Genomic DNA, 23,108 nt, shown 5'->3' with positions numbered 1-23,108 from the left:
GTCGCTTGCCCCGAGCGTGCTGCTTGGTCGTCGAGTGCCCGATGTGCCGCAGGCGATACACGGGAAGCCGGGAGAGAAGCGCGACGATTCCGTGAAAAGGCGGCCGTGGGTGGCGTGCGGTCCCCCTCTTCGGGTAGGGCGCGGACCAGATCCACCCCGCCTGCACGTTTCACAAGGAGGAGAGCTGTCTGTGAGCTGCCGCTGTGGCCCCGAGCCCGCGCCCGAGTCGGACCAGGCACCTGAGGGCGTGCGCACGGACCGGGGAAGCGCATGGTGAGCCGTGCGCGGTGAGGAGAACGGGAGCGGCGCGGCCGCTTCGGGGGTCTGCCCCGAGGAGGTGGCCCGGCAGGTGGCGGACGCGGTGGAACGTCTTGTGACGTTGTGGACCGCGGCGGCCGAGGCCGTAAGCCCACGCTTGTCCCCCCACCAGTTGAAGGCCCTCAAGGCCGTGTGGCACCGGTCGGAACTCAATCTCACGGCGCTGGCGGAGATCCTCGGGATCGCGCTGCCCGCGGCCAGCCGGCTGTGCGACCGGCTGGAGGCCGCGGGCCTGCTGCAACGGATGTCGCATCCCGGCAACCGGCGGGAACTGCAGTTGCGGGTCACACCGTGCGGACGGCGTGTGCTGCTGGAGGTCGCGGAGCGCAGATCGGTGAGCCTCGCGGACGTCCTCGCCGCGATGGCCCCGGCGCAGCGCACCTCGCTCGAGGACGGGCTGCACGCCTTCCACCGGGCCCACCGGACAGCGGAAGCCCAGGCCGGCACCGCTCAGTGAGCCGGCGGCTCCGCTGCGCTGTCGATGTGGCAGAGCAGCAGGCACACGTCGTCGTCGCGCTCCGAATCACGCAGCATCGGTTCGAGGATGCGGTCCGCGGAGCCGTTCAAATCCTCGTTGAGGTCCTTGGAGCGCAGGGCTGCGAGGGCCGAGCCGAGGCGTGAGATACCCGGGTCGATGCCGAGGGCGCGCCTTTCGACCAGTCCGTCCGTGTACAGAGCGAGCGTGGAGCCGGCCGGCATCCGCACGGTGTGGTCGCCGATGTCCTGTTGCAGCGGGATCCCGAGCATGGCACCCGGCTTGGCGTTCAGCGGGCGTACCCGCCCGTCGGGTGTGCGCAGCACCGGCGGGGGATGCCCGGCGGCGGCCCAGGTCACGGTCGGCTCGCCCGGCCGGAAGCGGGCGATCACCGCTGTCGCGTACAGGTCCGGGTGGAGTTGGTGGAGGAACAGGTGCAGCCGGGTCAGCAACTGGCCGGGGCTGCCGCCGTCGACGGCGTAGGCACGCAGTGCCGTGCGCAGCTGGCTCATCATCACGGCCGCGTGCAGACCGTGCCCCGTGACGTCGCCGATGACGGTGATCAGGCTTCCGTCGGGCTGGCGGAAGGCGTCGTACCAGTCTCCGCCGATGTTGAGACCGTGTGTGGCCGGGAGGTAGCGGGCCGCCAGCTGCAGCCCGGGTGTGGTCGGCAGTTCGGTGAGCAGGGCGCGCTGCAGCGTCTCGGCGATGTAGCTGCTGTGTTCGAAACGCTGGGCGTTGTCGATCGCGATACCGGCCCGGCGGGCCAGTTCGATCAGCATCACGGCGTCGTCGGGATCCCACCGCTCGCCCGGTGGCATGAGCGTCATCACGCCCACGGCAGGGCGGCCGACGGGCAGCGGGATGCAGAGCAGCGGCCGGGTCGGCTGCAGGGCCGAGGGCGGTGCGTCGTCCACGCCGGGCAGGCCGCCGGGGTGGTCGGCGGCGTACTGCGGGCGGCCCGTGCGGGCGGCGACAACAGCCGCGGCGGGCCGGGGCGTGGGCCGGGGATGGGTGTCCTCGTCGGTGAAAAGCCATACGTCGACGCTCCGGGCGTATCCCGGAGTGAGCAGTTGCGGCAGCCGGCGCAGGATCTCCGCGTGGTTGAGGGACGAGGTGAGGATCGCGCTGGCGTCGGCCAGGAAGGTCAGCCTGCGCCGCGCGTTCTCCGCCTCCCTGCGGGTCTCCCGCTCGGCGGCGTACAGCGCGCGCTGGGCCTCTCCGGCCGCATCCAGCTCCGCGTGCAGCGCGAGGACGCCCTGGTTCGTCTGGTGGAGTTCCTCGCGGTGGAAGGCGACGAGCGCCTCCTGTTCGGAGAGTTTCTCCATGACGCGGGCGGTGTCGTCGTCGGCGCCGAAGAGAGCCTCGGCCAGGGTCGGCGCGTCGGACGCCACCTGGGCGGCGGCGTCGCGGTCGCCGGGTTCGGTGAGGTCGACGGCGGCCCGCCAGGCCGGCTGGTCGGCGGGTGCGTTGTCGGGGCCCGGAAGCACGGTGATCTCCAGCCGGCCGTGTTCCGTCCCGCTCGGCGGGGCGCTGGTCTCCAGGGTCAGCTGCCAGGTGCCGCCCTTGGTCAGGCACTGCCGCAACTGCGTGGTCAGGGCGGTGACCAGGCGGGTGCGGTCGAGCACGGGCACGCCGTGGGCGGCGGCGATCCGCGCGACGGCGATCCGCACCCGAGCGGCGTCGGTGATGGTGCTCAGGCACCAGGTCCGGGTCATGGTCGTCGGTCCGGCAGGGTGGGGGACAGCACCACCACCGTGGTGTCGTCGCGTACGGGAAGGGCGGAACTGCTGGAGTCGCGCACGATGGCGGCGGCCGTCACCGCGGGGTCCGGCGAGCCGTGCGGCACGGCGTCAGGCGGGACCCAGCGACCGGGCAGGCCGTCGCTGTGCAGGACGAGGAGGCTGTCGGGTGCCCACGGCACCTGCAGGTGGGGCACCCGCGCCGGACGATGGGCGCCGACTATCCCCGGGTGGGACAGCAGTGCCCGCCAACTGTCGCCGGTGCGCAGCCGGGCACCGATGTTCCCGATGCCGCTGAAGGAGAGGCTCCGCTCGGCGAGGTCGAGTTGAGCTACGGCGACGGCGGCACCGCGGGTGTCCCGCAGCGCGGTGTGCAGCTGTGCGAGCAGCTCCGGAGGTGAAAGGTGCGCGGAGCGGTGCAGCTCGCGTACGGCGGCGTCCGAGGCGAGGGCGGCGGCGGGACCGTGGCCCAGACCGTCGGCGACGAGCAGGGTGAGGCGATCGGCGCCGGGTACCCACGCCCAGGCGTCGCCCGACACCTCGGCCCCGGCGAAGGGGATGTTGACGCCGCCGGCCCGGAGCGGGAGGCCGGTGTGCGCTTCGTGGCGGGGGGCCTTGATGCTGCGCGCCCCGTGGACGCGGGCCAGCGCGACGGTGCCCCGGCCGGGCGAGCTGTGCAGTTCGAACTCGTCGGCGATCCGCCGGCACGTGCCGAGTCCCGCCCCCAGCGAGGAGGCGGTCGAGTAGCCGTCCCCCAGCGCGGCCGCCGGATCGACGATCCCTGGACCGTGGTCGAGAGCCACGATCTGGACGACGGAAATCCGGCCGGACGGCGCCGGCCCGAGGTACGCGTCGACGACGTCGATGAGTATCTGGCCGCCGCCCGCGTGCTTGAGCAGGTTGGTGGCGAGCTCGGTGGCGACCAGCGCCGCGTCGGCCGTGCGCTCCTCGTCGAGTCCGATGTGCCCTGCGGCGGACTCCACGGCCACTCGCACGTCCCGTACGCGGGTCGAGTCGTGCACCGGTACGTCCCAGACGTGGGTCATCGCCTCTCCTCTCGTGCGTGCGGCAGGCCGCCGACCCAACAGATGACGGTGACCGACGTGCCCGCCCGTGGCCTGCTGTCGATGGAGAACTCGTGCACCAGCCGCCGCGCACCGCCCAGTCCCAGCCCGAGCCCACCGCCCGAGGTGTAGCCGTCGCGCAGCGCCTGCTCGATGTCGGCGATCCCCGGCCCTTCGTCGCTGAACGTGAGACGAAGCCCCCGGGAGCGACCGATTTCCAGGGGAGTGCACTCGACCTGACCTCCCCCGCCATGGACCAGGGTATTGCGCGCGAGCTCGCTGGCGGCGGTGACCAGTTTGGTCTGGTCCACCAGCCCGAAACCGAGCTCGGCGGCCGCCTGCCGCACGTGTTGCCATACCCATGCCAGATCCATGTCCGACCGGATCGGCAGGCATACGGCGACGCGCCCCGATGTCTCCGTCACAGGCTCTCCCGGCGTCCGGGAGCGTGCGGCCGGTGCGAGGTCGGCTCCGCCAGCAGCCCCAGGGCATGGTCGGTGTCGAGCGCCGTGCGCAGCCCCGGCAGGGTGAGACCCAGTTCGACCAGGGTGAGGGCTACAGCGGGCCGCATTCCGGCCACGACCGTCCGCGCGGCCAGCAGCCCGGCGGTCGCGGCGATCTCCGCGAAGACCCGGCCGAGGAAGGAGTCGACGATCGCCACGCCGGACACGTCGATGACGACGCCCGTGACATGGCTGCGCGTGATGGCCTCGCCGATGTCCTGCTGAAGCTGTTCGGCGGCATGGTCGTGCAGTTCGCCCTGAAGCGTGACGAGCAGGACGTCGCCGAGCTTGAGCACGGGCACATGCGCGCCGGACGGGCCGGGGACATCGCCGATCACCGCTGGATCCCGCCGGCGGTCTGATCGACGATCACGGCGCCCTGCCGGTGCAGGGCGTGGCCGAGCGCGTCGGCGAGACTCGCGCGGGTGACGACCGAGCCCAGGTCGATCCCGAGATGGACGATGGTCTGGGCGATCGCGGGACGTATCCCCGACACGATGCACTCGGCCCCCATGAGGCGCGCCGCCGCGACCGTCTTCATCAGATGCTGCGCCACCAGGGAGTCGACGGTCGGTACGCCGGTGATGTCCAGGATGACGAAACGGGCCTGCTGGGCGACCACGGCGTCCAGCAGGCTCTCCATCACCACCTGACTGCGGGCGCTGTCGAGCGTGCCGATCAGCGGGACGGCGACGATCCCCGTCCACAACTTGATGACGGGTGTGGTCACTTCGAGCAGTTGCAGCCGCTGCCGTTCGATGAGCTGCTCGTCGGAGCTGAGCGTTGTCTCCAGCACGACCAGCCGCAGCGTACCGAGGAGAACGGTGAGGGAGACCAGCGATGCGCACAGGTCCTCGCGCCGCGTGTCGGCGAGGTCGGCGCTCAGGAGTTCCGTGATCGAGGGCCGCAGCGCCGCCACTTCGTGGGCGATCCGCTCGGACGTGGCGCCCGCGCGACTCCGCGCGGCCGCCGTGCGCGCCAACTGCTCCCGTACCGTGGCGAAGCCGGGCGCGCCCGGATCCTCGACGCGGTCGGACATCGCCACCGCGGCGAGCGCCTCCACCACGGCGCGGGCCGCTTCCAGCGCCTCGTCGCGCGACACCGTGAAGACCGTGCGGAACAGCGCCTCGTCCGCCCATCGTTGGGCGATCTGCTCACAGCGGCGCCGCAGGAACGCGCCGACCGCCTGTGCGGACGTCCCGTGATGTGCCAAGGCCGCCTGATCCGTCACGTGCTCTTCTCCTTCGTGCATAGCCTTTTCGTCCGCAGCCTTCTCCGACTTCTCGTCGAGCCCGTCAGGAGCGCGCGTGTGCGTTGCGCCGGCATCGCGCCCTGCGGTTTCGTCGCCCTGCCCGACCTCGGCCCTGTCGAAGCGGTCGCCGAAGATCGTGCAGGCGGGCTCCAGTTGGGCGCTCAGCGGGTACGTGGGCCGGGATCAGGAGCGGCCCGTGCATCGGGCGTCCATCACTTTGTTGTCCCACGACCACAGTTGTCAAACGGCAAGTGTTCGCCCCCAGGAGACCCGTTCCCCGCGTGCAAAAAGCCGCCCCGGATCCCTACTGCCGGCCCGGCACCTTCTCCGTTGCGCCCTCCTGCGGCTCTCGCTCCGGCGCCTGACCGGTCGCGATGAGCGCGTCCTCGGAGGTCTCCGAGGACGGCACGGTGAGGGTTACTCCGGTGAGGTCGAGAATGCGCTGCACGGCCGGTGCGGGGCTGATCAGGCGGACGCTGCCGCCGACCCTGCGGGCCTCCTGGTAGGCCTTGAGGATGATGTTGATGCCGGACGAGTCCATGAAGGGGACCTCGGACAGATCCAGCAGAAGGTGGCGACGGCCGTGCACCATCTGGTTGGCGAGGTGGTGGTGGAGTTCCGTAGCCGTGTCGACGTCCAGGAATCCCTTGACACCGACCAATACGACGTCCTCCCGGGGAACCGTCACATCGATGGCCAGGGGAGCTTTTTCCGTCGACACAATGTCCTCCACTAAAGGCTGCTGATGAAGTTCGACTACCCGTCGGCAGGCGCCCGATGCCCGCGGACGTGCGTCCCGCGTGAGCAACCTCTCGCGGTCCCGGGGCGCCGACCGGCAGCGAGCACGGCCCGATTACCCGCCGAACGGCCGGTCACACGTAGGAAGAGCCGTCACGGCAGACGTCACACTCCGGTGGTCGAAGGACCGCGTCGAACCGGCCGGGCGAGCGAGAAGGGAAAAGGTCATCGAATATCGCGTTTGTGTGGGGCTTGGGAGGTCACCCGACGCAGGAGAACGCATAGTCGATGACAGCTGGGAGTGTGAATAGCTGTGGCTGGCGACCAGAAGGCCAAGGCAATGAAGGAACAGGCCGAGGGCAAGGCCAAGGAAGCAGCGGGCCGGACCGTGGGCAACGAGCGGATGACCGCCGAGGGTCACGCGAAGCAGAAGAAGGGCGACCTGCGTCAGGCGAAGGAGAAGGGCAAGGACGCCCTGCGCGACTGACCGACACCACTGACGATCCGAAGGGTGTGACCTGACCCGTCGCCGTCGGGACAGTCCGGTCAACGGATGTGGGGGCCGCGGTCCCCCGGACCGCGCCCCCCACCGCGTGCGTCGTCGGCCTCGCGTCCCGCGTCCTCGAACGCCCCCGCCTCACTCCGGACTCGGGGAAGCGGAGGGCCCGGCCGGACTCTCAGGGAAACAGGGCGATACCGACCAGGATCAGCAGAATGATGGCGGCGATGAGCGCGGCCATGGCCCACGGGCCGCGGTGCTTCATCGGGCTCTTGGCCTTCCCGCCGCGTGGCCGGTCCTCCGGCAGAGTGGGGTGGGCGGGGCGGTCTCGTGCGTAGAAGTCGTCGTCGCGCAGGTCGCTCATGGCTCTTCCTCCGTTCCGCTCCGGGGAACATGGGGCCGGGCCGTCCGATCACCCCGGGCGCCCGGGGCTCGTGCGCCGGTCGCCTCTTCACGTGTACGCGAGTTCCCGTCCTGAGCTGCGGCAATCACCCCCGGTCGACGGGCCGGACTCCGTAACCCGGCACGTCTGCCGTACGGCTCCACGGGTACCCGGGATACATCCGTCCGGGCCCGGCTTCTGCCCCCGGTACGCACGCAGGTGAAAGGAGCGGACCGCCATGAGGGCTGTGACCTGGCAGGGCAAACGGAACGTGAGCGTGGAGGCCGTCCCGGATCCGACGATCAAGGAGCCCACGGACGCCGTCGTCCGGATCACCTCCACCGGAGTGTGCGGCTCCGACCTCCACCTCTACGAGGTGTTCACGCCCTTCATGACGCCGGGCGACATCCTGGGTCACGAACCCATGGGCATCGTCGAGGAGACCGGCGCGGACGTCACCGGACTCAGGCCCGCAGACCGGGTCGTGGTGCCCTTCCAGATCGCCTGCGGACACTGCTGGATGTGCGACTCGGGTCTGCCGACCCAGTGCGAGACCACCCAGGTCGCCGACCAGGGCATGGGTGCAACACTCTTCGGCTACACCAAGCTGTACGGCGCGGTGCCCGGGGGACAGGCCGAGTATCTGCGGGTGCCGCAGGCCCAGTTCGGACCCGTCAAGGTCCCCGAAGGACCGGCCGACGACCGCTTCGTGTACCTCTCCGACGTCCTGCCCACCGCCTGGCAGGCCGTGCGCTACGCCGACATCCCGCCCGGCGGTTCCGTCGCCGTGCTCGGCCTCGGCCCGATCGGCGACATGTGCTGCCGGATCGCGCTGCACCAGGGCGCGGGCAAGGTCTTCGGCGTCGACCTCGTCCCCGAGCGCCTGCGCCGGGTACGTGAACGCGGCGTCGACACCTTCGACCTCTCGGAGTTCGACGGCGGCAGCGGCCTGGTCGAGGCCATCCGCGACCGTACGGACGGACGCGGGCCCGACTGCGTGATCGACGCCGTCGGCGCGGAGGCCCACGGCAGCCCGCTGGGCCGTATGGCGCAACAGGCCACCGGCGTACTGCCGCGCGCCTGGGCGTCCCGGCTCGCGGAGAAGGCGGGCACGGACCGGCTGGCCGCGCTGCGGACCGCCATCGACCTGGTGCGGCGCGGCGGGACCATCTCCCTGAGCGGCGTCTACGGCGGCGCGGCCGACCCGCTGCCGATGCTGACCATGTTCGACAAGCAGATCCAGCTGCGGATGGGCCAGGCCAACGTTCGCCGCTGGGTCGACGACCTGCTGCCGCTGCTCACCGACGACGACCCGCTCGGCGTGGACGACTTCGCCACCCACCATCTGCCGCTGAACGACGCGCCCCACGCGTACGAGATCTTCCAGCACAAGGAGGACGACGCCGTGAAGATCCTCACGCACCCGTGAGCGCGGAGCACCGGCTGGATCCCCTCGCTCGGCTTGCCGCGTCGCCGCCTCTCCGAAACCATTCAATAGCGGAAAGTAATGTTCGTGTAGCCGGAATTTATCCCGGCGGATGAAAGGTTGGCATTTACATCGAGCTACGGCTCCCTGTGACGAGACGAGCTCCGGCTCCCGACGACCGCAAGCGGATCACCAGGTCCGCGATCCAGCAGCGAGGCACCGTGAACCAGCACACCCCCGAGCAGCCCGCCGACACCGTCGCCCGACTGCGCGCCACCTTCCGCTCCGGCCGCACCAAGCCCGTCGAATGGCGCACGGCTCAGCTGCGCCGCCTGCGGGAGATGCTCACCACGGACGGCGCCGACCTCGCCGCCGCCCTCCACGCCGACCTGGGCAAGAGCTCCACCGAGGCCTTCCGCACGGAGATCGACTTCACCGTCCGGGAGATCGACCACACCCTGGAGCACCTCGAGGGCTGGCTGCATCCCGAGTCCGCCCCGGTTCCGACGCACCTCGGCGCCGACGCGACAGCCTGGACGCAGTACGACCCGCTCGGCGTCGTCCTCGTCATCGCGCCGTGGAACTATCCGGCGCAGCTGCTGCTCACCCCGCTGCTCGGCGCCCTGGCAGCGGGCAACGCGGTCGTCGTCAAGCCCAGCGAGATGGCCCCCGCCACCTCCACCGCCCTGGCCCGGATGCTGCCCCAGTACCTCGACACCGACGCGGTCGCCGTCGTCGAGGGCGGCATCCCCGAGACCACCGCCCTGCTGGCGGAGCGGTTCGACCACATCTTCTACACCGGTAACGGCGCGGTCGGCCGCATCGTGATGCGCGCCGCCGCCGAGCACCTCACCCCGGTCACCCTCGAACTGGGCGGCAAGTCCCCGGCGTTCGTCGACGGCGACGCCGACCTGAGCGTGGTCGCCGACCGCCTCGTCCGCGGCAAGTTCCTCAACGCCGGACAGACCTGCGTCGCCCCCGACTACGTCCTCACCGACCCGGCGACCGCCCGCGCCCTGGAGCCCCTGTTCGCCAAGGCCGTCGAGGCGCTCTACGGGTCCGAGCCGCAGACGTCCGCCGAGTACGGGCGCATCGTCAACGAGCGGCACTTCGACCGTCTCGTGGGCCTGCTCGACTCCGGGCGCGTCGTCACCGGCGGCGACAGCGACCGGGCCGCCAAGTACATCGCGCCGACCGTGCTGGCCGACGTCGACCCCAAGGCGCCCGTCATGCGGGAGGAGATCTTCGGCCCCGTCCTCCCCATCGTCACCGTCTCCGGCCTCGACGAAGCCATCGAGTTCATCAACGACCGCGACAAGCCCCTGGCTTTCTACGTCTTCACCGACTCGGACACCACCCGTCGGCGCCTGGCGGCCGAGACCTCCTCCGGCGGCCTCGGCTTCGGCCTGCCGCTCGCCCATCTCACCGTCTCCGACCTGCCGTTCGGCGGCGTCGGCGAGAGCGGCATGGGCAACTACCACGGCCGCTACTCCATCGAGACGTTCAGCCACCGCAAGGCGATCCTGGCCAAGCCGCTGGCGTGACGATCCACTGACGTGCCATGGCCTCCTCCTGAGACCGGGGGGAGGCCATGGCACCTTGGCCGATCCGTAGCCGAAATGGGCCGGGCCCGACCCCGGTTCACCCGAACGTGCGGCAGCCGCGACGGCACGACCTGGTGACCTGAATACCTGGATACCTTGTCGTGGTGCGGCGGATCGGCGAGTTCACCGTGGAACGGCGGCTCGGCGCCGGTGGCATGGGACTGGTGTACCTGGCGCGGAGTGCCGCCGGGCGGCAGGTGGCGGTAAAGGTGATCCGCCCCGAGTACGCCGACGACCCGCACTTCCGAGCCCGGTTCCGGTACGAGGTGGCGGCGGCGCGCAAGGTGAGCGGCGCCTTCACGGCCTCAGTGGTGGACGCAGACCCGGACGGCGACCCGCCCTGGCTTGCCACACAGTACGTACTCGGAGAATCGCTGGCCGCGCGCGTCCAGTCCGGTGGCCCGCTGCCCGTCACCGATATCGCCCGACTGGCGGGCCAGCTGGCGGAGGCGCTCCGCGACATCCACCGACAGGGCATCGTGCACCGGGACTTGAAGCCGGCCAACGTCCTGCTCGCCGACGACGGTGTGCGGGTGATCGACTTCGGCATCGCCCGATCCGTCGCGCAGAGCCGGGCGTTGACACGCAGCGGCTCCATGGTGGGCACCCCCGCCTTCATGGCACCCGAGCAGCTCAACGGGCCGCAGCGCATCGCCCCGGCCACGGACGTGTTCGCGCTGGGCTGCGTACTGGCCTTCGCGGCCCTTGGCCGCAGTCCCTTCGAGGACCCCGAGTCGGCGGGACTGGAGCCGATCGCGGTCGCCTTCGCCGTGGTGCACAAGGAACCGGACCTGGCCGGAGTACCCGGTCCGTTGCGCGCACTGGTGGCCCGCTGTCTGGCCAAGGACCCCGGCCGACGACCCGGCGTGGACGAAGTGCTGCACCTGGCGGCCCGGGTCGAAGAGGGCAGGAGCGACACCGAGACGCAGCGTCCGACACCGCGCCTCCGAGCGGGGCGAACCTTCACGGTCGCTTTGGCCGTGCTCGCGGCCCTGCTGCTCCCTGGCGACGCATCACGGTCGTCCTCCGGCGGCACGCCCTGCGCCGCCGGCCTGCGCGGCATCGGGGACGGCCGGATGCGCAGCTGCGTCGGGCTGCTGGATGACGCAGCCCCGCCGGCGGGACTCCTGCGGACCTCGAGCAGGCCCCTGACGCCCGCGCTGAAGCGCATCGCCGCGGAGAACCGTCGCGTGATGGCAGCCGCCGCCAAGCCGGGCGGACGGCCGTTCGTGTCCGTCGTGTACCTGACGCCGATCACAGCGGAGTACGACGGCACCGCCCTGATGGAGTCCGTCGAGCACGATCTGGAGGGCGCCTACCTCGCCCAGCGCAGCGCGAACCAGGAGTCCGGGGACGGCAGCGGCGCCCGCATCAGGGTGCTGTTCGCCCAGACCGGCGGCACCGCCGAGCAGCGGGAGTACACGGTCGGGCAGGTACTCGGCCACCGGCGCGCCCAGCGCATCGTGGCAGCGGTCGGCCTGGGCGGCAGCACCGCCTCCAGCCAGGACATGGTCGGAGAGCTGACGGCCGGCGGCCTGCCCGCCTTCGCGTCGGTGCTCACCGCGGACTCCTGGGCGGGCACGCCGGGCCTTGTCCGGGTCGCGCCCGCCAACGCCGACCAGGCGGCCGCCGCCGTACGGTTCCTGTCGACAGGCACCCGCGACCGCGCCCGGATCCTCATCGTCCAGGACGCCGCCACGGGCGACCAGTACACCAGCACCCTGGCCACGCAGTTCCGCAGCCGCGTGCCGGCCGGTCGGCTCGTCGACCCGGAACCGATCCTGTTCGACTCCTCGCGCTCCGGTCTGACCGACGACTTCCGCGTCCGGCTCCGTGAGGTGTGCAGAGCGCGCCCGGACGTCATCTACTTCGCGGGCCGCGGCACCTCGCTGCCACCCTTCCTGACCGCGCTCGCCGACCGCCCGTGCCACGGCGGCCGGCTGACCGTGTTCTCCGGCGACGACGCCATGATGGTCACGCACACCGAGGGCTTCGGCTCCCGCCAGTTGGCCGCGACCCTGGGCGCGAGCGGCATCGACCTCATCTACACCGGTCTCGCCCACCCCGGCGCCTGGGACGTGGCGCCCCGCGCGTTCGACGAAGGTGCCGTCGCCCCGTTCCGCGACGGCACCTTCGTCGCCGCGTTCGCGCACAGCAGCCTGGAGGACGGGCGGGCGATCATGATGTACGACGCCCTGCTGACCGCCGCCCGGGCCGTCCGGAAGGCTCCGGTGGTGCCCAACCCGACGGCAACGGACGTCTACCGGACACTGACCGAGCTGCGCAGGAAGCGGGACGCGCCCGGCGCGAGCGGCTGGATCACCATCGGCCGCGACGGCGGCCCCCTCGACAAGACCATCCCGATCCTCCGGATCGATCCCGCGGGCCGGACCACCACCATCGAGGTCACCTCGGCAGAGCCGGTCGGGCAGCCGTGATCAAAGGAAAGGCGTGGCTGCTTGCGGGCACGGTACGGTCCTGCCATGCCTCGAACAGCCGAGACCGGCCCTTCCCCGTCCGCCGTCACCGCAGACGACCTCGACCGCGCCGTACAGCTCGCTGTGGCAGTGCTTCGCAAGGCGCCGCCGGCCGCGTGGGACGCCAAGGCCGGTTCGCTGGAATGGTACTGCTGGGAGACCGTCGAGCACCTCAGTGACGACCTGTTCGCCTACGCCGCACAACTGGGCCCCAAGGCGCCACCCTTGGACGGCGAGGTGCCCTTCGTGTGGGAGAGCCGGCGGCCCGGTGGCCCGGCGAACGTCATTCACGCGGACCGTGGGTCCGGCCCCGCCGGCCTGTTGCAGGTGCTGGAGGCGAGCGGCGGGCTGCTGATCGCCATGGTGCGTACGACGCCGCCGCAGGTCCGCGCCCACCACGGCTTCGGCATCTCCGATCCCGAGGGCTTCGCCGCGATGGGAATCGTGGAGACCCTGGTGCACACATACGACCTGTGCCAAGGGCTCGGCCTCGCCTGGAGTCCACCCGCGGATCTGTGCGCGCGCGTGCTCGCCCGGCTGTTCCCGAACGCCCCCGAATCCACGGACCCCTGGCCCACCCTGCTCTGGGCCACCGGACGCGCTGAACTGCCCGGACACCCACGCCTGACGACATGGCGCTGGGACGGCACGGTCCGGGCGTAGGGCGCGCCGGGCCTCCCGCGATGATGCCGACAGCTGTAGGCAGGCGGCGAACGGCCCCCGAAAGCTAGTCGTAGAAGAAGAGCTGGAGATCCTCGACGGACCCGGGCCCGACGAGGAAGCCCTCGGCCCTGGCGATCTCACCCTCCGGCGGCGTCCCACCGCCGCTCAGAAACTGCTTCATCCACCGCTCGCCCTGCTCACCGACCGCGTAGATGCCGGACAGTAACTCGGCCATGCCCGCAGGGTGCGCGGGGCTGCGTCCGGCGACGGGCCGCAGCTCCCACCCGCCTGCCCGTGCCGCCAGCCGCAGCACCCCGGCCCAGTTGGCGATCCGGCCGATGCGCACGTGCCACGAGTCCTCGGTCAACGGGGCAGTTCTTCCACCGTGCAGGGCGTTGGTGGCGGCCGTAATGTCCGCCAACACCTGCCGTTCCAGGGCGTTTCGGACCCAGCGCCCTTCCTGGGCTTCCTCGACGGCGGCGGACCACCACTCCCATGCGCCGTCGAACCGGCCCGCGAACGTATCCATGCCGTCAGGTTCGCACGCGCTGTGCCGGCTGTCTTCGGCAGCCGGAGATCAGTGGGGGCCGACCCGCCGAGATCCTTCCCGCCAGGGCGTTGTCAGTGGTGGGAGGCAGGATGTCTGTCATGACGACACACGCAGCAGTGATCGTGGATGCCGCCGCCTACGCGCAGGCCGTTCAGGATGCCGTGAACGCGGCAGCGGCCTACTACGCGAGCGGCACCTCGCCGATGGACGACGACGCCTACGACCGGCTGGTGCGCGGGATCGCCGGGTGGGAGGCCGACCACCCCGATCAGATACTGCCCGATTCGCCGACGGGGAAGGTGGCCGGCGGCGCGATCGAGGGCGATGTCCCGCACACGGTGGCGATGCTCAGCCTGGACAACGTGTTCTCTCCTGAGGAGTTCACCGCATGGACGGTGTCCCTGGCCCGGCGCGTCGGCCATGACGTCACCGCGTTCAGCGTGGAGCCCAAGCTCGACGGACTGGCGATCGCCGCCCGCTACAGCCGTGGCCGCCTCACCCGGCTGATCACCCGCGGCGACGGGACAGCAGGCGAGGACGTGTCGCACGCGATCGGCACCATCGAGGGCCTGCCCGAGACGCTGGCCGAACCGGTCACCGTAGAGGTGCGGGGCGAAGTCCTCATGACGGCCGCCCAGTTCGAGAACGCCAACGAGGTGCGCACCGCACACGGCGGACAGCCGTTCGCCAACCCGCGCAACGCGGCCGCGGGCACACTGAGGGCGAGAGAACGCGCCTACACGGTGGAGATGACCTTCTTCGGCTACGGCCTGCTGCCCCTGCCGGACACGGACGCGGTACTCGCGGCGCGGCTGGGAGGACTCCCGCACAGTGACTTGATGGCCCAGGCCGCCAAGTACGGGGTGCACACCACCGCGTCGACCGCCGTCCCGGGCGTGGTCGCCGATACGGCGGAGGGGGTGCTGGCCAGGATGGAGGAGATCGCCGCGCTGCGGGCGGAGCTGCCCTTCGGCATCGACGGCATCGTCATCAAGGCCGACCTCGCCGCCGACCAGCAGGCGGCCGGATCCGGGTCCCGGGCGCCGCGCTGGGCGATCGCCTACAAGCTGCCCGCCGTGGAGAAGATCACCCGGCTGCTGGCGGTGGAGTGGAATGTCGGCCGAACCGGGATCATCGCCCCACGCGCGGTCCTCGAGCCGGTCCAGATCGACGGGTCCACCATCACGTACGCCACGCTGCACAACCCGGGCGACATCACCCGCCGCGATCTGCGCCTGGGCGACCATGTGATGGTCCACCGGGCAGGCGACGTCATCCCCCGTATCGAGGCCCCGGTCGCCCACCTGCGCACCGGCGACGAACAGCCCATCGTCTTCCCCGAGGTGTGCCCGCGCTGCGGGTCGGGCATCGACACCAGCGAACAGCGCTGGCGCTGCGTCAACGGCCGCAACTGCCACCTGGTCGCCTCCCTCGCCTACGCCGCCGGCCGAGACCAGCTCGACATCGAAGGCCTCGGCGGCACGCGTGTCGTCCAACTCGTCGAGGCGGGACTGGTCGCCGACCTCGCCGATCTGTTCACCCTCACCCGCGAGCAACTGCTCGGGCTGGAGCGGATGGGGGAGACCAGCACCGACAACCTGCTCGCCGCCATCGCCGCGGCCAAGGGCCAGCCCCTGTCCCGCGTGCTGTGCGCGCTCGGCGTCCGCGGCACGGGCCGGTCGATGTCGCGCCGCATCGCCCGCCACTTCGCCACGATGGAGCACCTCCGTGCCGCCGACGCCGGGGCCATCCAACAGGTCGAGGGCATCGGCACCGAGAAGGCCCCGTCCATCGTCGCCGAGCTCGCCGAGCTCGCCCCCCTCATCGACAAGCTCGCCGCGGCCGGGGTGAACATGACCGAGCCGGGAGCCACGCCACCCGCCGCCGAGGACAGCGACAGTGCCGAAGACGAAAAGGGGGAGGGCGGGCCGCTCGCCGGGATGACGGTCGTGGTCACCGGCGCGATGACGGGCCCTCTGGAAAAGCTCAGCCGCAACCAGATGAACGAGCTCATCGAGCGAGCAGGCGGGCGCTCCTCCTCCAGTGTCTCGAAGAAGACCAGCCTCGTGGTCGCCGGAGAGGGAGCCGGATCGAAGCGTGCCAAGGCCGAAACCCTCGGCATCCGACTGGCCACCCCCGACGAGTTCGCCACCCTCGTCACCGACCACCTCGAGTGACCCCGCCTGAACGCCACTTCCGGGTGTTGCTTGCCCACTCATCGGCTTGCACGTGAGTGTGCCGCTTCGGTGATGGCGTCAAGCGGCGGCGGTGTTCAGGGCGCCATGTTGCGGGCGACGCGGAATCCCACGTCGTCGATCCGGAGGGTCGGATGGCTCCGGCGCCGCACCGACGCCCGGCAGCTCCAGTGCTCGTCGAACCATCCGCCGCCGCGCAGCACCCGGTAACTGCCGTACACCTCGGCGTCGTAGACGTCCCAGCACCACTCCCACACGTTGCCGAGCATGTCGTGCAGCCCCCATGTGTTGGGCAGTTTGCCGCCCACGGTGTGCAGCCGTTCGTCCGAGTTGCCGCGATGCCAGGCGATGTCGTCGAGCTTCCCGTATCGGGCCTCGGTCGTGCCTGCGCGGCAGGCGTGTTCCCATTCGGCCTCGGTCGGCAGCCGGTAGCCGTCGGCGGACGCGTCCCACTCGATGCGTTCGTCGCCTGCACGGCCCTCGAAGCCGTCACGGGACTGGTAGACGGGGGTCAACCCCTCTTGTGCGGACAGGGCGTTGCAGAACCGGACCGCGTCCCACCAGGAAGCGCCCTCGACGGGCAGCAGATCGCCCTGCACACCGCTCGGGCGCTCGCCGGTGACCTGCATGTACTGCGACTGGGTGACCGGGTACGCCGCGAGGTGGTAAGCCGCCAGCTCGGTCGACCAACTGCGCTGGGTTCGCCGGTCCGAGAGGGTCGCCTGTCCCGCCGGGACGCTGATCATCATGCTGTCCGTGTTCACGTCCATGAGGATGAGATCGTACGGGAGCAACGGTCCCGAGGCCCTGGAACCGGCCGCCGGGTCAGGCGGTTCACAGTGGTCTCGTGCGGTCCGGGTGCACCGATCGGCAGTTCCACGGCCTCCCGCTGGGCCCGCACGCCGAAACGGCAATCTCTCCTGGTGACCCCCGTTCCCTTGATGTCAGGGCCATGCCATCATGACGCGCCATCCTGTGTTCGCCCGTTCGTCCCGCCGTTCACCGGCGCCCCACGGAAGGACCTCGTGATCCAGATGCCGACCTCTCGCCCCTTGCTCGTCGCCACCGCCGCGGGTGCGGCCCTGGCCGGCGTGCTCATCGCCCCGGCCCCGGCGCGGTCCGCCGACAGCCCACCGGCCGGCGCCTACTACGTGCAGAGCGCGACCACCGGTCTCAACGCCGCGGACAACGGGGGAGCGGTGGAACAGCACAGCCCCAAGGGCAACGAGGACCACCAGCAGTGGACGCTGCGCGCCAGTGGGTCCTCGTACGTCCTGGAGAGCACCGACACGGCGGGCAGTTGCCTCGGCCGCTCCGGTGACCAGGCCAGAACCGTGGCCTGCTCCGGAGGCGACGCGGCCTGGGAGCTGGCGCCGACCGCTCCCGACCAGTACACGCTCAAGGCCCCCGGCACGGACCGCTACTTGACGGTGGGAGCCAAACCGTCCGGCTCGAACTACCCCGCCCCACTCGCCATCGGGTCGGCCGGCAACCTGGCCTCCTGGTACCTCACCCCCGTCACCCCCGCGACCAACGCCATGCCCGCCCCGGACCAACGCACCCTGGACCAGGTCACGTTCCTCACCGCTCACAACGCCTACGCGAACGGAGTCGACGGCGGCTTCGCCCCGCCCTTCGTGAACCTGGTGCCGAACCAGACACGCGGCGTCAACCAGCAACTGGCCGACGGCGTACGAGGATTCATGCTGGACATCCACCAGACGCCGGACGGCGCCATCCTCTGCCACAACAGCTGCACCCTGGTCAGCAAGCCGGTCGCACTGTGGGTGGACCTCCAGCGCATGGTGGACTTCCTCAAGCAGCACCCGGACCAGTTCGTCACCGTCTTCCTGGAGGACTACGTCGATCCCGGCGTCCTGCGCGCGGAGCTCGCCCGAGTCAGCGGTCTGTCCGACGTGCTCTACCGCCCCGACAAGACGGGTGTACGGCAGAACGGCTGGCCCAAGCTGGCCGACCTGATCGCGGCCGACCACCGCCTGCTCCTCTTCACGGATCACAGTCGTTCCTCCGACGAGTCCGCCGGCCTCACCCGGGACAGCTTCGGCGTGATGTACCAACGCGAGTGGACGGTGGAGAACTACTGGTCCATGGGTTCGGGCCTCGGCTCCTCCGACTGGGCCTGCTACAGCCGCTGGTACGACGCCAACACCACCCTCCCGCTCACCCGCACCGAACCCGCCTTCCGCCCGCTGTTCGTCATGAACCACTTCCGCGACGTGACGATCAGCTCCACCGCCACGACGGACAACTCCAAACTCGCCGACCGGGCCCGCCGGTTCTGCCAGCCGGCCGCCCGCAAGAAGCCGAACTTCCTCGCGGTGGACCGCTACGACCTCGGTGACCCGGCAGCGGCCGTCAACACCTTGAACACCTACACCTATCCGTAGACCGGGGGCAGGGCTTGGCAAGAGTTCGGAAAGCGCCGGGGAAGTGAGGGCGTGAGGACGCCCGTGAGGTGCCTCCGGTCAGGCACGATAGGCGTGTGACTTATGCGGTGACCGTGGAAGTGGGCCTTCCCGTTGATGCCCCGGAACTCGACGCGCTTCAACGGGAAGGCGTGGTCCTTCTCCTGCGCAGGGGCCTTGATTCGATCGAAGGCATCGAGGGGCCCGACGGGATGGAAGTCGACCTGCTGGACGATGTGGTCGCCGTCCATCCCGGCGGTGCTCTGCTGAAGCTCTTCGTCGACGCTCCGGCACTGGAGTTCGCCGAGGACGCCGCTCGTGAGGTCATCGCGGTGCTCCTGGAGCGAACCGAACTGCTCGACGACTGGGAGATCACCCGGTGCGAGGTGGAACTGCACCCCGATCTCCTGCAGGAGAGCCTCGACGCGGCCGACGGCCCGGACGCGCCACCGGCTGATCCGGCGGAGCGCGCACGACGTCACGCGGACGCCAAGGCGTCCTCTGGGGCGAGCGGCCTCGATGACGGCGAAGTCGAGGACATGCGACGCCGGTTGAGATCCCTCGCGGCGCGCCTGGAAGCCTTCCCCCTGGAGTCCTTCGGCTACTCGGACGACGAGGAGAAGCGCGTCGTCGACAGGCAGACGGCGGAGGTCGCAGCCGGCGCCCTCGTCTACGCGATCGATCTCCTGGTGGACGAACTGTTCGGGGATCTGGCCGGCCTGGAGGAGGACGGACCGACTCTCGCCGAGAGCGACGGGGCGTTCATGGTCCTGGAGGACCTGCCCCCGCAGTTCGCCCTCCACTACACGGTGCTCTTCGTCCGACGCCTGATCGTCACAGCCGTAGCGCTGACCGGGCGCCTCACCCAGCCGCACTTCGGCCGGTTGAACTGCGTGGCCGAAGAGGTCCTGCTGCGTCTCCTTCTCACCGACGCGGAGGTGACGGCCGATACCTACGGGCTGTTGACCGATGAGCTCCGCACGGCCTGGGAGGTGTTCGCCGACGAGGTGTACGACGACATGGACCATGCGTGGCTGTACGAGGCCGCCGCCGAAGGCATCGACAACGACCCGGCCCTCGCGCAGTTGGGCATCGCCCCCATGGGAGTCGAGAACTGGTTCACTCCCTTCAGCGAGGAGCGACACGTCCATCCGTATGCCGCGAACGCCGACGAGGGGCCATGGGACGACCCCGAGTGAACCGACCGATCCAGGCGTTAATCGGTCGCGGCCGGGGCCAAGCGCTGTTAGCTTGCCGCAGTGGATCTCTTCTCGCACTCTTGGACGGCGCTGCGCACCACGGTCGCCGCACTCACGGACCAGGACTTCGAGCGGCCGTCCGGCTGCACCGGTTGGCTGGTGCGGGACCTGGTGTGCCACCTCGTCATCGACGCGCAGGACGTCCTGATCACCCTCGTGACCCCCGCGGACACGGAACCGACCAGGGACGCGGTGACCTACTGGGACATCGTCGACACCCCCACCGGCGACGACCCGCTCGACGCGCTGACCGTCCGGCTGGCCGCCGCCTACGGTGACCCGGCGCTGCTCAAGTTCCACCTCGACGACGTGGGGTCGGCCGCCGGACGCGCCGCTGAACTCGCGGATCCGGGCGCCCGGGTGAGCACCCGCGATCAGGTACTCACCGCGGGCGACTACCTCTCCGCGTACGTCATGGAGTGGACGCTGCACCATCTCGACCTGATCGCTCACCTTCCCGACGCGGCCGAGCCGCCCGCCGAGGGCCTGGTCGCAGCGCGCGCGATGCTGGAGAAGATCGCCGGCGCCGCGTTCCCCACGTCGTTCTCCGACAAGGACGCGCTGCTGATCGGCACCGGTCGCCGGGTTCCGACCGACGCGGAGAACAGCGAACTCGCTCGAGGTGAGTGGGCCGAGAGGCTGCCACTCGTCCTCGGCTGAGGTGGTCAGTGAGCTCTTTCGGCTTCGCGCAGGGCATATGGCGCACGCTGGTGCGACGGGAGCTTGCGCGGTCAGCGTTCGGTCGCCGTGCCCGGTTCGCCGATTGCGTGCGGTATCTGCCTGCGGGAAGTGATACCGAGCTTGCGGAACACCTTGTTCATATGGAACTCGACGGTTGAGGTGGTGATGAACAGCCGCGTCGCGATCTCGGCGTTGGTCAGCCCCGAGGCTGCCATGGAGGCCACCTGCCGTTCGCGCGGCGTGAGGTCGAACCTGGTCTCCTCCGACCGCCTGCGGGCCGTCTCGCCGGTGGCCAGCAGCTCGAGCCGGGCCCGCTCGGCGTACGGCACCGCACCGAAGGCGTCGAAGCTCTCGTACGCGGCGCGCAGCTGCGTCCTGGCCTCGGAACGCCGCTTGCGGCGGCGCAGCCACTCGCCGAACAGCAGCCGGGACCGGGCCTGCTCCAGGGCCATCGGAACCTGGCCCAGCAGTTCGACCGCCTCCTGGTAGAACTTCTCGGCTTCGTCGCCGTCGGCGACCAGCGCCCGGCCGAGGGCCAGGGTGCCCAGGGCCCAGGGTGTACCGGCGCGGGGGCCGCGTTCCTCCAGCCGGGCCAGGGCCTCGTCGGCGCCGGCTCGGTCGCCGGTGCGCACAGCGGCCTCCACGAGCAGCGGGAGAACGAGGTTGCCGCAGGCCAAGGGGTCGTCCTCGAAGACCGCCCGCGCGTGCTTTATCGCCTGCCGGTAGCGGCCCTGGCCCAGCTCGAACAGGGTCAGAGCGTGCTGTGCCAGTAGCTGGAGCAGGCCATGGCCGATGCCCTTCATCCCCGCGGTCCGGCGCACCGCCGCCCGCAACTCCGCCTCCCTGCCGGTCAGGGCGAAGAGGTGGAGCCGGTTGATGTCTCCGCCCCCGGGAAAGCCGGTGTCGGCCGCGATGTCGTCGAACTCGGCGTAGCGGACCTCCGCCTCCGTGAACCGGCCGTCCCAGAGTTCGCAGCGTGCCTGGACGAGCAGCGTCATGCTCAGCGAGTACAGCGCGCCGGCGTCACGGTCCGCCGCCGCGATGCGATCGGTGAGTTCGCGTGCGGCCCGGATGTCCCACAGATCGTCGCAGGCCATGGACAGCATCACCGCGAAAGGACTGTTCGCGTCCCCGATCTCGCCACCGTTCCGCAGCCGGTCAAGGGCAGTACGCAGTACGGGCGCGCCGTGCTCGTAGCCCTCGGCCACGCGCCGGGCCAACCCCTCCATCAGCAGGTCACGGCCGTACGCGGCGGCGTCCGAGTGGCGCCCGGCCGCGGCGACGGTCGCCGCGACCTCGGTCAACGACGTGCCCTGCGTACAGCCGTGGGCGACCAGTGCGGCGTGCAGTGCTTCGCAGAGCAGTTCCCAGGTAAGCCGTGGGTCCTGTGGACCGAGCCTGTTCGCGGCATCCATCAGCATCGCGGGAACGTCGGCGACGACAATCTTGAACATCTGCGCGGTCGCCCGTATCCGCAGTTCGCGCGTGCGCATGACCGGGCCACGCATGTCGGCGTCGGCGAGGTCCAGAGCGGTCTGTGCCGCCGACGCGTCGCCCGACATCAGATGGGCCTGCGCCGCGTCGAGCAGGCGTTCGGCCCGTTTGCCCGGGGCACCGGTGAAGTCGGCGGCACGGGACAGGAACAGCGCCTGCTGGGAGTAGCCGCCGCGGGAGCGGGCTCGCTCGGAAGCGGCCTCCAGGTCGTCGGCGACCTGGTCGTCCACGCCCTCGGAGGCGGCCTCGGCCCGGTGCCAGGCACGGCGGTCGGCGTCCCGCACGGCGTCGCAGGCGGCGGCCAGTGCCGCGTGCATCCGCCGCCGCTCACCGGGTTCGGCTCCGGCGTACACCGCGGAGCGGATCAGCGGATGACGGAAGGCCGTCGGCACGCCCCGGCCGACGATGCCCGCGGCGACCGCGGGCTCGACGGCGCGAGCCGACAGGCCCAACCTCCCGGCGGCCCGCCACATCGTCCCCATGTCTCCCGAGGGAGCCGCCGCGAGCAGCAGCAACAGGATCTCGGTCTCCGATGGCAGGGCTTGGACCAGGCGCTGGAAATGGCCTTCCAGCAGACGGCCCACCGGCAGTGGCTCGGGCAACGGGGCGATACCGGAGAGCTGCTCGGCGGTAAGGGCATCAGCCAGTTCCAGCAGCGCGAGCGGATTGCCGCCGGTGCCGGCGACGATCCGGTCGGCCACGGCCGGGTCCACCCGCCGGGTGCCGAAGGAGAGCAGAATCCTGGCCTCCGACTCCGGCAGACCGGTCACGGCGTGCGCACTGAGCGCGTCGAACAGGCCCGCCCCGCCGAGCACTTCGCGGACGGCGAAGATCAGGCCCAGGGAGTCGGCATGCAGCCGGCGGGCGGCGAACGCGAGCGCCTCGGCCGACTCCCGGTCCAGCCACTGCGCGTCGTCCACGAGGAAGAGCAATGGCTGATCGGCGGCGACCTCGGACAGTAGCGTCAGTGTCGCCAGGCCGACCAGGTAGCGGTCCGCGGGCAGCCCTTTCACCAGGCCCAGGGCCGCGTTCAGTGCGGCCTGCTGCGGCTCGGGCAGCCGGGCCACCCGGTTCAGGAACGGCCGCAGCAGCCGGTGCAGCGCGCCGAAGCCAAGACCGGTCTCCTGCTCGACCGCGGTCAGCCGGACCACCCTCAGTTCTGCGGCCTGGGCCGCGGCGTGGTCCAGCAGCCGGGTCTTGCCGATTCCGGGTTCGCCGGTCAGGACCAGGGCTCCGCTCAGACCGTCGCGCACCGTGTCGAGGAGCCGTCCTATGGCTTCCCGTTCGGTGTGACGACCGATCATGGTCAGGGGCCTCGCGGATGCCTGCTGGACGCCGTTCCACACCATGGGACCGCTCC

At 70.9% G+C, this 23,108-nt stretch carries 20 protein-coding genes; 10 read left to right on the top strand and 10 right to left on the bottom strand.

What is annotated here, in order from left to right:
* The first annotated feature begins 280 nt into the window (after positions 1-280).
* Positions 281-775: a MarR family winged helix-turn-helix transcriptional regulator gene (locus ACN6LB_RS19400; RefSeq protein WP_445027020.1), complete on the top strand. Its 495-nt coding sequence runs from the start codon at positions 281-283 to the stop codon at positions 773-775.
* Here the strand turns inward: ACN6LB_RS19400 and ACN6LB_RS19395 are convergent.
* From ACN6LB_RS19395 to ACN6LB_RS19370, 6 genes are all read right to left on the bottom strand, one after another.
* Complete coding sequence (locus tag ACN6LB_RS19395) at positions 769-2,511, bottom strand: PP2C family protein-serine/threonine phosphatase (protein WP_445027019.1); 1,743 nt, start codon at positions 2,509-2,511, stop codon at positions 769-771. The two genes, ACN6LB_RS19400 and ACN6LB_RS19395, sit on opposite strands and share 7 nt — an antisense overlap.
* A complete protein-coding gene (locus tag ACN6LB_RS19390; RefSeq protein ID WP_445027018.1) occupies positions 2,508-3,581 on the bottom strand; it encodes a SpoIIE family protein phosphatase in 1,074 nt (357 codons plus the stop codon). Before ACN6LB_RS19390 ends, ACN6LB_RS19395 begins: the two co-directional genes overlap by 4 nt.
* Positions 3,578-3,973: an anti-sigma regulatory factor gene (locus ACN6LB_RS19385; protein ID WP_445027055.1), complete on the bottom strand. Its 396-nt coding sequence runs from the start codon at positions 3,971-3,973 to the stop codon at positions 3,578-3,580. Before ACN6LB_RS19385 ends, ACN6LB_RS19390 begins: the two co-directional genes overlap by 4 nt.
* A gap of 47 nt (positions 3,974-4,020) precedes the next feature.
* A complete protein-coding gene (locus ACN6LB_RS19380) occupies positions 4,021-4,440 on the bottom strand; it encodes an STAS domain-containing protein (protein WP_445027017.1) in 420 nt (139 codons plus the stop codon).
* Positions 4,437-5,333: an STAS domain-containing protein gene (locus ACN6LB_RS19375; RefSeq protein ID WP_445027016.1), complete on the bottom strand. Its 897-nt coding sequence runs from the start codon at positions 5,331-5,333 to the stop codon at positions 4,437-4,439. The genes ACN6LB_RS19380 and ACN6LB_RS19375 overlap by 4 nt, the downstream gene beginning before the upstream one ends.
* A gap of 325 nt (positions 5,334-5,658) precedes the next feature.
* Positions 5,659-6,075 carry an STAS domain-containing protein gene (locus ACN6LB_RS19370; protein ID WP_445027015.1) on the bottom strand — a complete coding sequence of 139 codons (417 nt, stop codon included), beginning with the start codon at positions 6,073-6,075 and terminating at the stop codon, positions 5,659-5,661.
* A gap of 357 nt (positions 6,076-6,432) precedes the next feature.
* Here ACN6LB_RS19370 and ACN6LB_RS19365 point away from each other — a divergent pair, with 357 nt between their 5' ends.
* The gene (locus ACN6LB_RS19365) at positions 6,433-6,579 is read left to right on the top strand and encodes a CsbD family protein (RefSeq protein ID WP_445027054.1); all 147 of its coding nucleotides are present in this window, start codon (positions 6,433-6,435) and stop codon (positions 6,577-6,579) included.
* A 190-nt stretch (positions 6,580-6,769) separates the two neighbouring features.
* Here ACN6LB_RS19365 and ACN6LB_RS19360 read toward each other — a convergent pair whose 3' ends face one another.
* Complete coding sequence (locus ACN6LB_RS19360) at positions 6,770-6,955, bottom strand: hypothetical protein (RefSeq protein WP_445027014.1); 186 nt, start codon at positions 6,953-6,955, stop codon at positions 6,770-6,772.
* A 256-nt stretch (positions 6,956-7,211) separates the two neighbouring features.
* Here ACN6LB_RS19360 and ACN6LB_RS19355 point away from each other — a divergent pair, with 256 nt between their 5' ends.
* The 4 genes from ACN6LB_RS19355 to ACN6LB_RS19340 all read left to right on the top strand — a co-directional run bounded on the left by ACN6LB_RS19355 (position 7,212) and on the right by ACN6LB_RS19340 (position 13,143).
* Positions 7,212-8,402, top strand: coding sequence for an alcohol dehydrogenase catalytic domain-containing protein (locus tag ACN6LB_RS19355; protein WP_445027013.1), 1,191 nt, complete (start codon positions 7,212-7,214; stop codon positions 8,400-8,402).
* Between the two features lie 218 nt (positions 8,403-8,620).
* A complete protein-coding gene (locus tag ACN6LB_RS19350; RefSeq protein WP_445027053.1) occupies positions 8,621-9,943 on the top strand; it encodes an aldehyde dehydrogenase family protein in 1,323 nt (440 codons plus the stop codon).
* Between the two features lie 164 nt (positions 9,944-10,107).
* Positions 10,108-12,441, top strand: coding sequence for a bifunctional serine/threonine-protein kinase/ABC transporter substrate-binding protein (locus ACN6LB_RS19345; protein WP_445027012.1), 2,334 nt, complete (start codon positions 10,108-10,110; stop codon positions 12,439-12,441).
* A gap of 45 nt (positions 12,442-12,486) precedes the next feature.
* On the top strand, positions 12,487-13,143 hold the full coding sequence (locus ACN6LB_RS19340; protein ID WP_445027011.1) for a hypothetical protein: 657 nt from the start codon (positions 12,487-12,489) through the stop codon (positions 13,141-13,143).
* Positions 13,144-13,207: 64 nt separating this feature from the next.
* On the opposite strand, the gene ACN6LB_RS19335 is transcribed toward ACN6LB_RS19340, so the two are convergent.
* Complete coding sequence (locus ACN6LB_RS19335; RefSeq protein ID WP_445027010.1) at positions 13,208-13,672, bottom strand: hypothetical protein; 465 nt, start codon at positions 13,670-13,672, stop codon at positions 13,208-13,210.
* Between the two features lie 119 nt (positions 13,673-13,791).
* On the opposite strand from ACN6LB_RS19335, the gene ligA reads away from it, so the two are divergent.
* Positions 13,792-15,870 carry an NAD-dependent DNA ligase LigA gene (ligA, locus tag ACN6LB_RS19330; protein WP_445027009.1) on the top strand — a complete coding sequence of 693 codons (2,079 nt, stop codon included), beginning with the start codon at positions 13,792-13,794 and terminating at the stop codon, positions 15,868-15,870.
* Positions 15,871-15,965: 95 nt separating this feature from the next.
* On the opposite strand, the gene ACN6LB_RS19325 is transcribed toward ligA, so the two are convergent.
* A complete protein-coding gene (locus tag ACN6LB_RS19325; protein WP_445027008.1) occupies positions 15,966-16,658 on the bottom strand; it encodes a formylglycine-generating enzyme family protein in 693 nt (230 codons plus the stop codon).
* A 264-nt stretch (positions 16,659-16,922) separates the two neighbouring features.
* On the opposite strand from ACN6LB_RS19325, the gene ACN6LB_RS19320 reads away from it, so the two are divergent.
* The 3 genes from ACN6LB_RS19320 (at position 16,923) to ACN6LB_RS19310 (ending at position 20,233) form a co-directional block, all read left to right on the top strand.
* A complete protein-coding gene (locus ACN6LB_RS19320) occupies positions 16,923-18,296 on the top strand; it encodes a phospholipase (protein WP_445027007.1) in 1,374 nt (457 codons plus the stop codon).
* Positions 18,297-18,391: 95 nt separating this feature from the next.
* On the top strand, positions 18,392-19,513 hold the full coding sequence (locus tag ACN6LB_RS19315) for a hypothetical protein (protein ID WP_445027006.1): 1,122 nt from the start codon (positions 18,392-18,394) through the stop codon (positions 19,511-19,513).
* Between the two features lie 60 nt (positions 19,514-19,573).
* Positions 19,574-20,233, top strand: a complete 660-nt coding sequence (locus tag ACN6LB_RS19310; RefSeq protein ID WP_445027005.1) for a maleylpyruvate isomerase N-terminal domain-containing protein — start codon at positions 19,574-19,576, stop codon at positions 20,231-20,233.
* 71 nt (positions 20,234-20,304) lie between these two features.
* Here the strand turns inward: ACN6LB_RS19310 and ACN6LB_RS19305 are convergent, their stop codons facing one another.
* Positions 20,305-23,097: a LuxR C-terminal-related transcriptional regulator gene (locus ACN6LB_RS19305; RefSeq protein ID WP_445027004.1), complete on the bottom strand. Its 2,793-nt coding sequence runs from the start codon at positions 23,095-23,097 to the stop codon at positions 20,305-20,307.
* Between the last annotated feature and the right edge of the window lie 11 nt (positions 23,098-23,108).

The organism is Streptomyces sp. SAS_270 (assembly GCF_052543295.1).
This window is presented reverse-complemented; position numbering and strand designations above follow the sequence as displayed.

Excerpts from the sequence above, each read along its gene's own strand:
- ACN6LB_RS19395 (WP_445027019.1), bottom strand. The coding sequence starts at position 2,511 with ATGACCCGGACCTGGTGCCTGAGCACCATCACCGACGCCGCTCGGGTG.
- ACN6LB_RS19390 (WP_445027018.1), bottom strand. The coding sequence starts at position 3,581 with ATGACCCACGTCTGGGACGTACCGGTGCACGACTCGACCCGCGTACGG.
- ACN6LB_RS19385 (WP_445027055.1), bottom strand. The coding sequence starts at position 3,973 with ATGGATCTGGCATGGGTATGGCAACACGTGCGGCAGGCGGCCGCCGAG.
- ACN6LB_RS19365 (WP_445027054.1), top strand. The coding sequence starts at position 6,433 with ATGAAGGAACAGGCCGAGGGCAAGGCCAAGGAAGCAGCGGGCCGGACC.
- ACN6LB_RS19360 (WP_445027014.1), bottom strand. The coding sequence starts at position 6,955 with ATGAGCGACCTGCGCGACGACGACTTCTACGCACGAGACCGCCCCGCC.
- ACN6LB_RS19355 (WP_445027013.1), top strand. The coding sequence starts at position 7,212 with ATGAGGGCTGTGACCTGGCAGGGCAAACGGAACGTGAGCGTGGAGGCC.
- ACN6LB_RS19340 (WP_445027011.1), top strand. The coding sequence starts at position 12,487 with ATGCCTCGAACAGCCGAGACCGGCCCTTCCCCGTCCGCCGTCACCGCA.
- ACN6LB_RS19335 (WP_445027010.1), bottom strand. The coding sequence starts at position 13,672 with ATGGATACGTTCGCGGGCCGGTTCGACGGCGCATGGGAGTGGTGGTCC.
- ligA (WP_445027009.1), top strand. The coding sequence starts at position 13,792 with ATGACGACACACGCAGCAGTGATCGTGGATGCCGCCGCCTACGCGCAG.
- ACN6LB_RS19325 (WP_445027008.1), bottom strand. The coding sequence starts at position 16,658 with ATGGACGTGAACACGGACAGCATGATGATCAGCGTCCCGGCGGGACAG.
- ACN6LB_RS19320 (WP_445027007.1), top strand. The coding sequence starts at position 16,923 with ATGCCGACCTCTCGCCCCTTGCTCGTCGCCACCGCCGCGGGTGCGGCC.
- ACN6LB_RS19305 (WP_445027004.1), bottom strand. The coding sequence starts at position 23,097 with ATGGTGTGGAACGGCGTCCAGCAGGCATCCGCGAGGCCCCTGACCATG.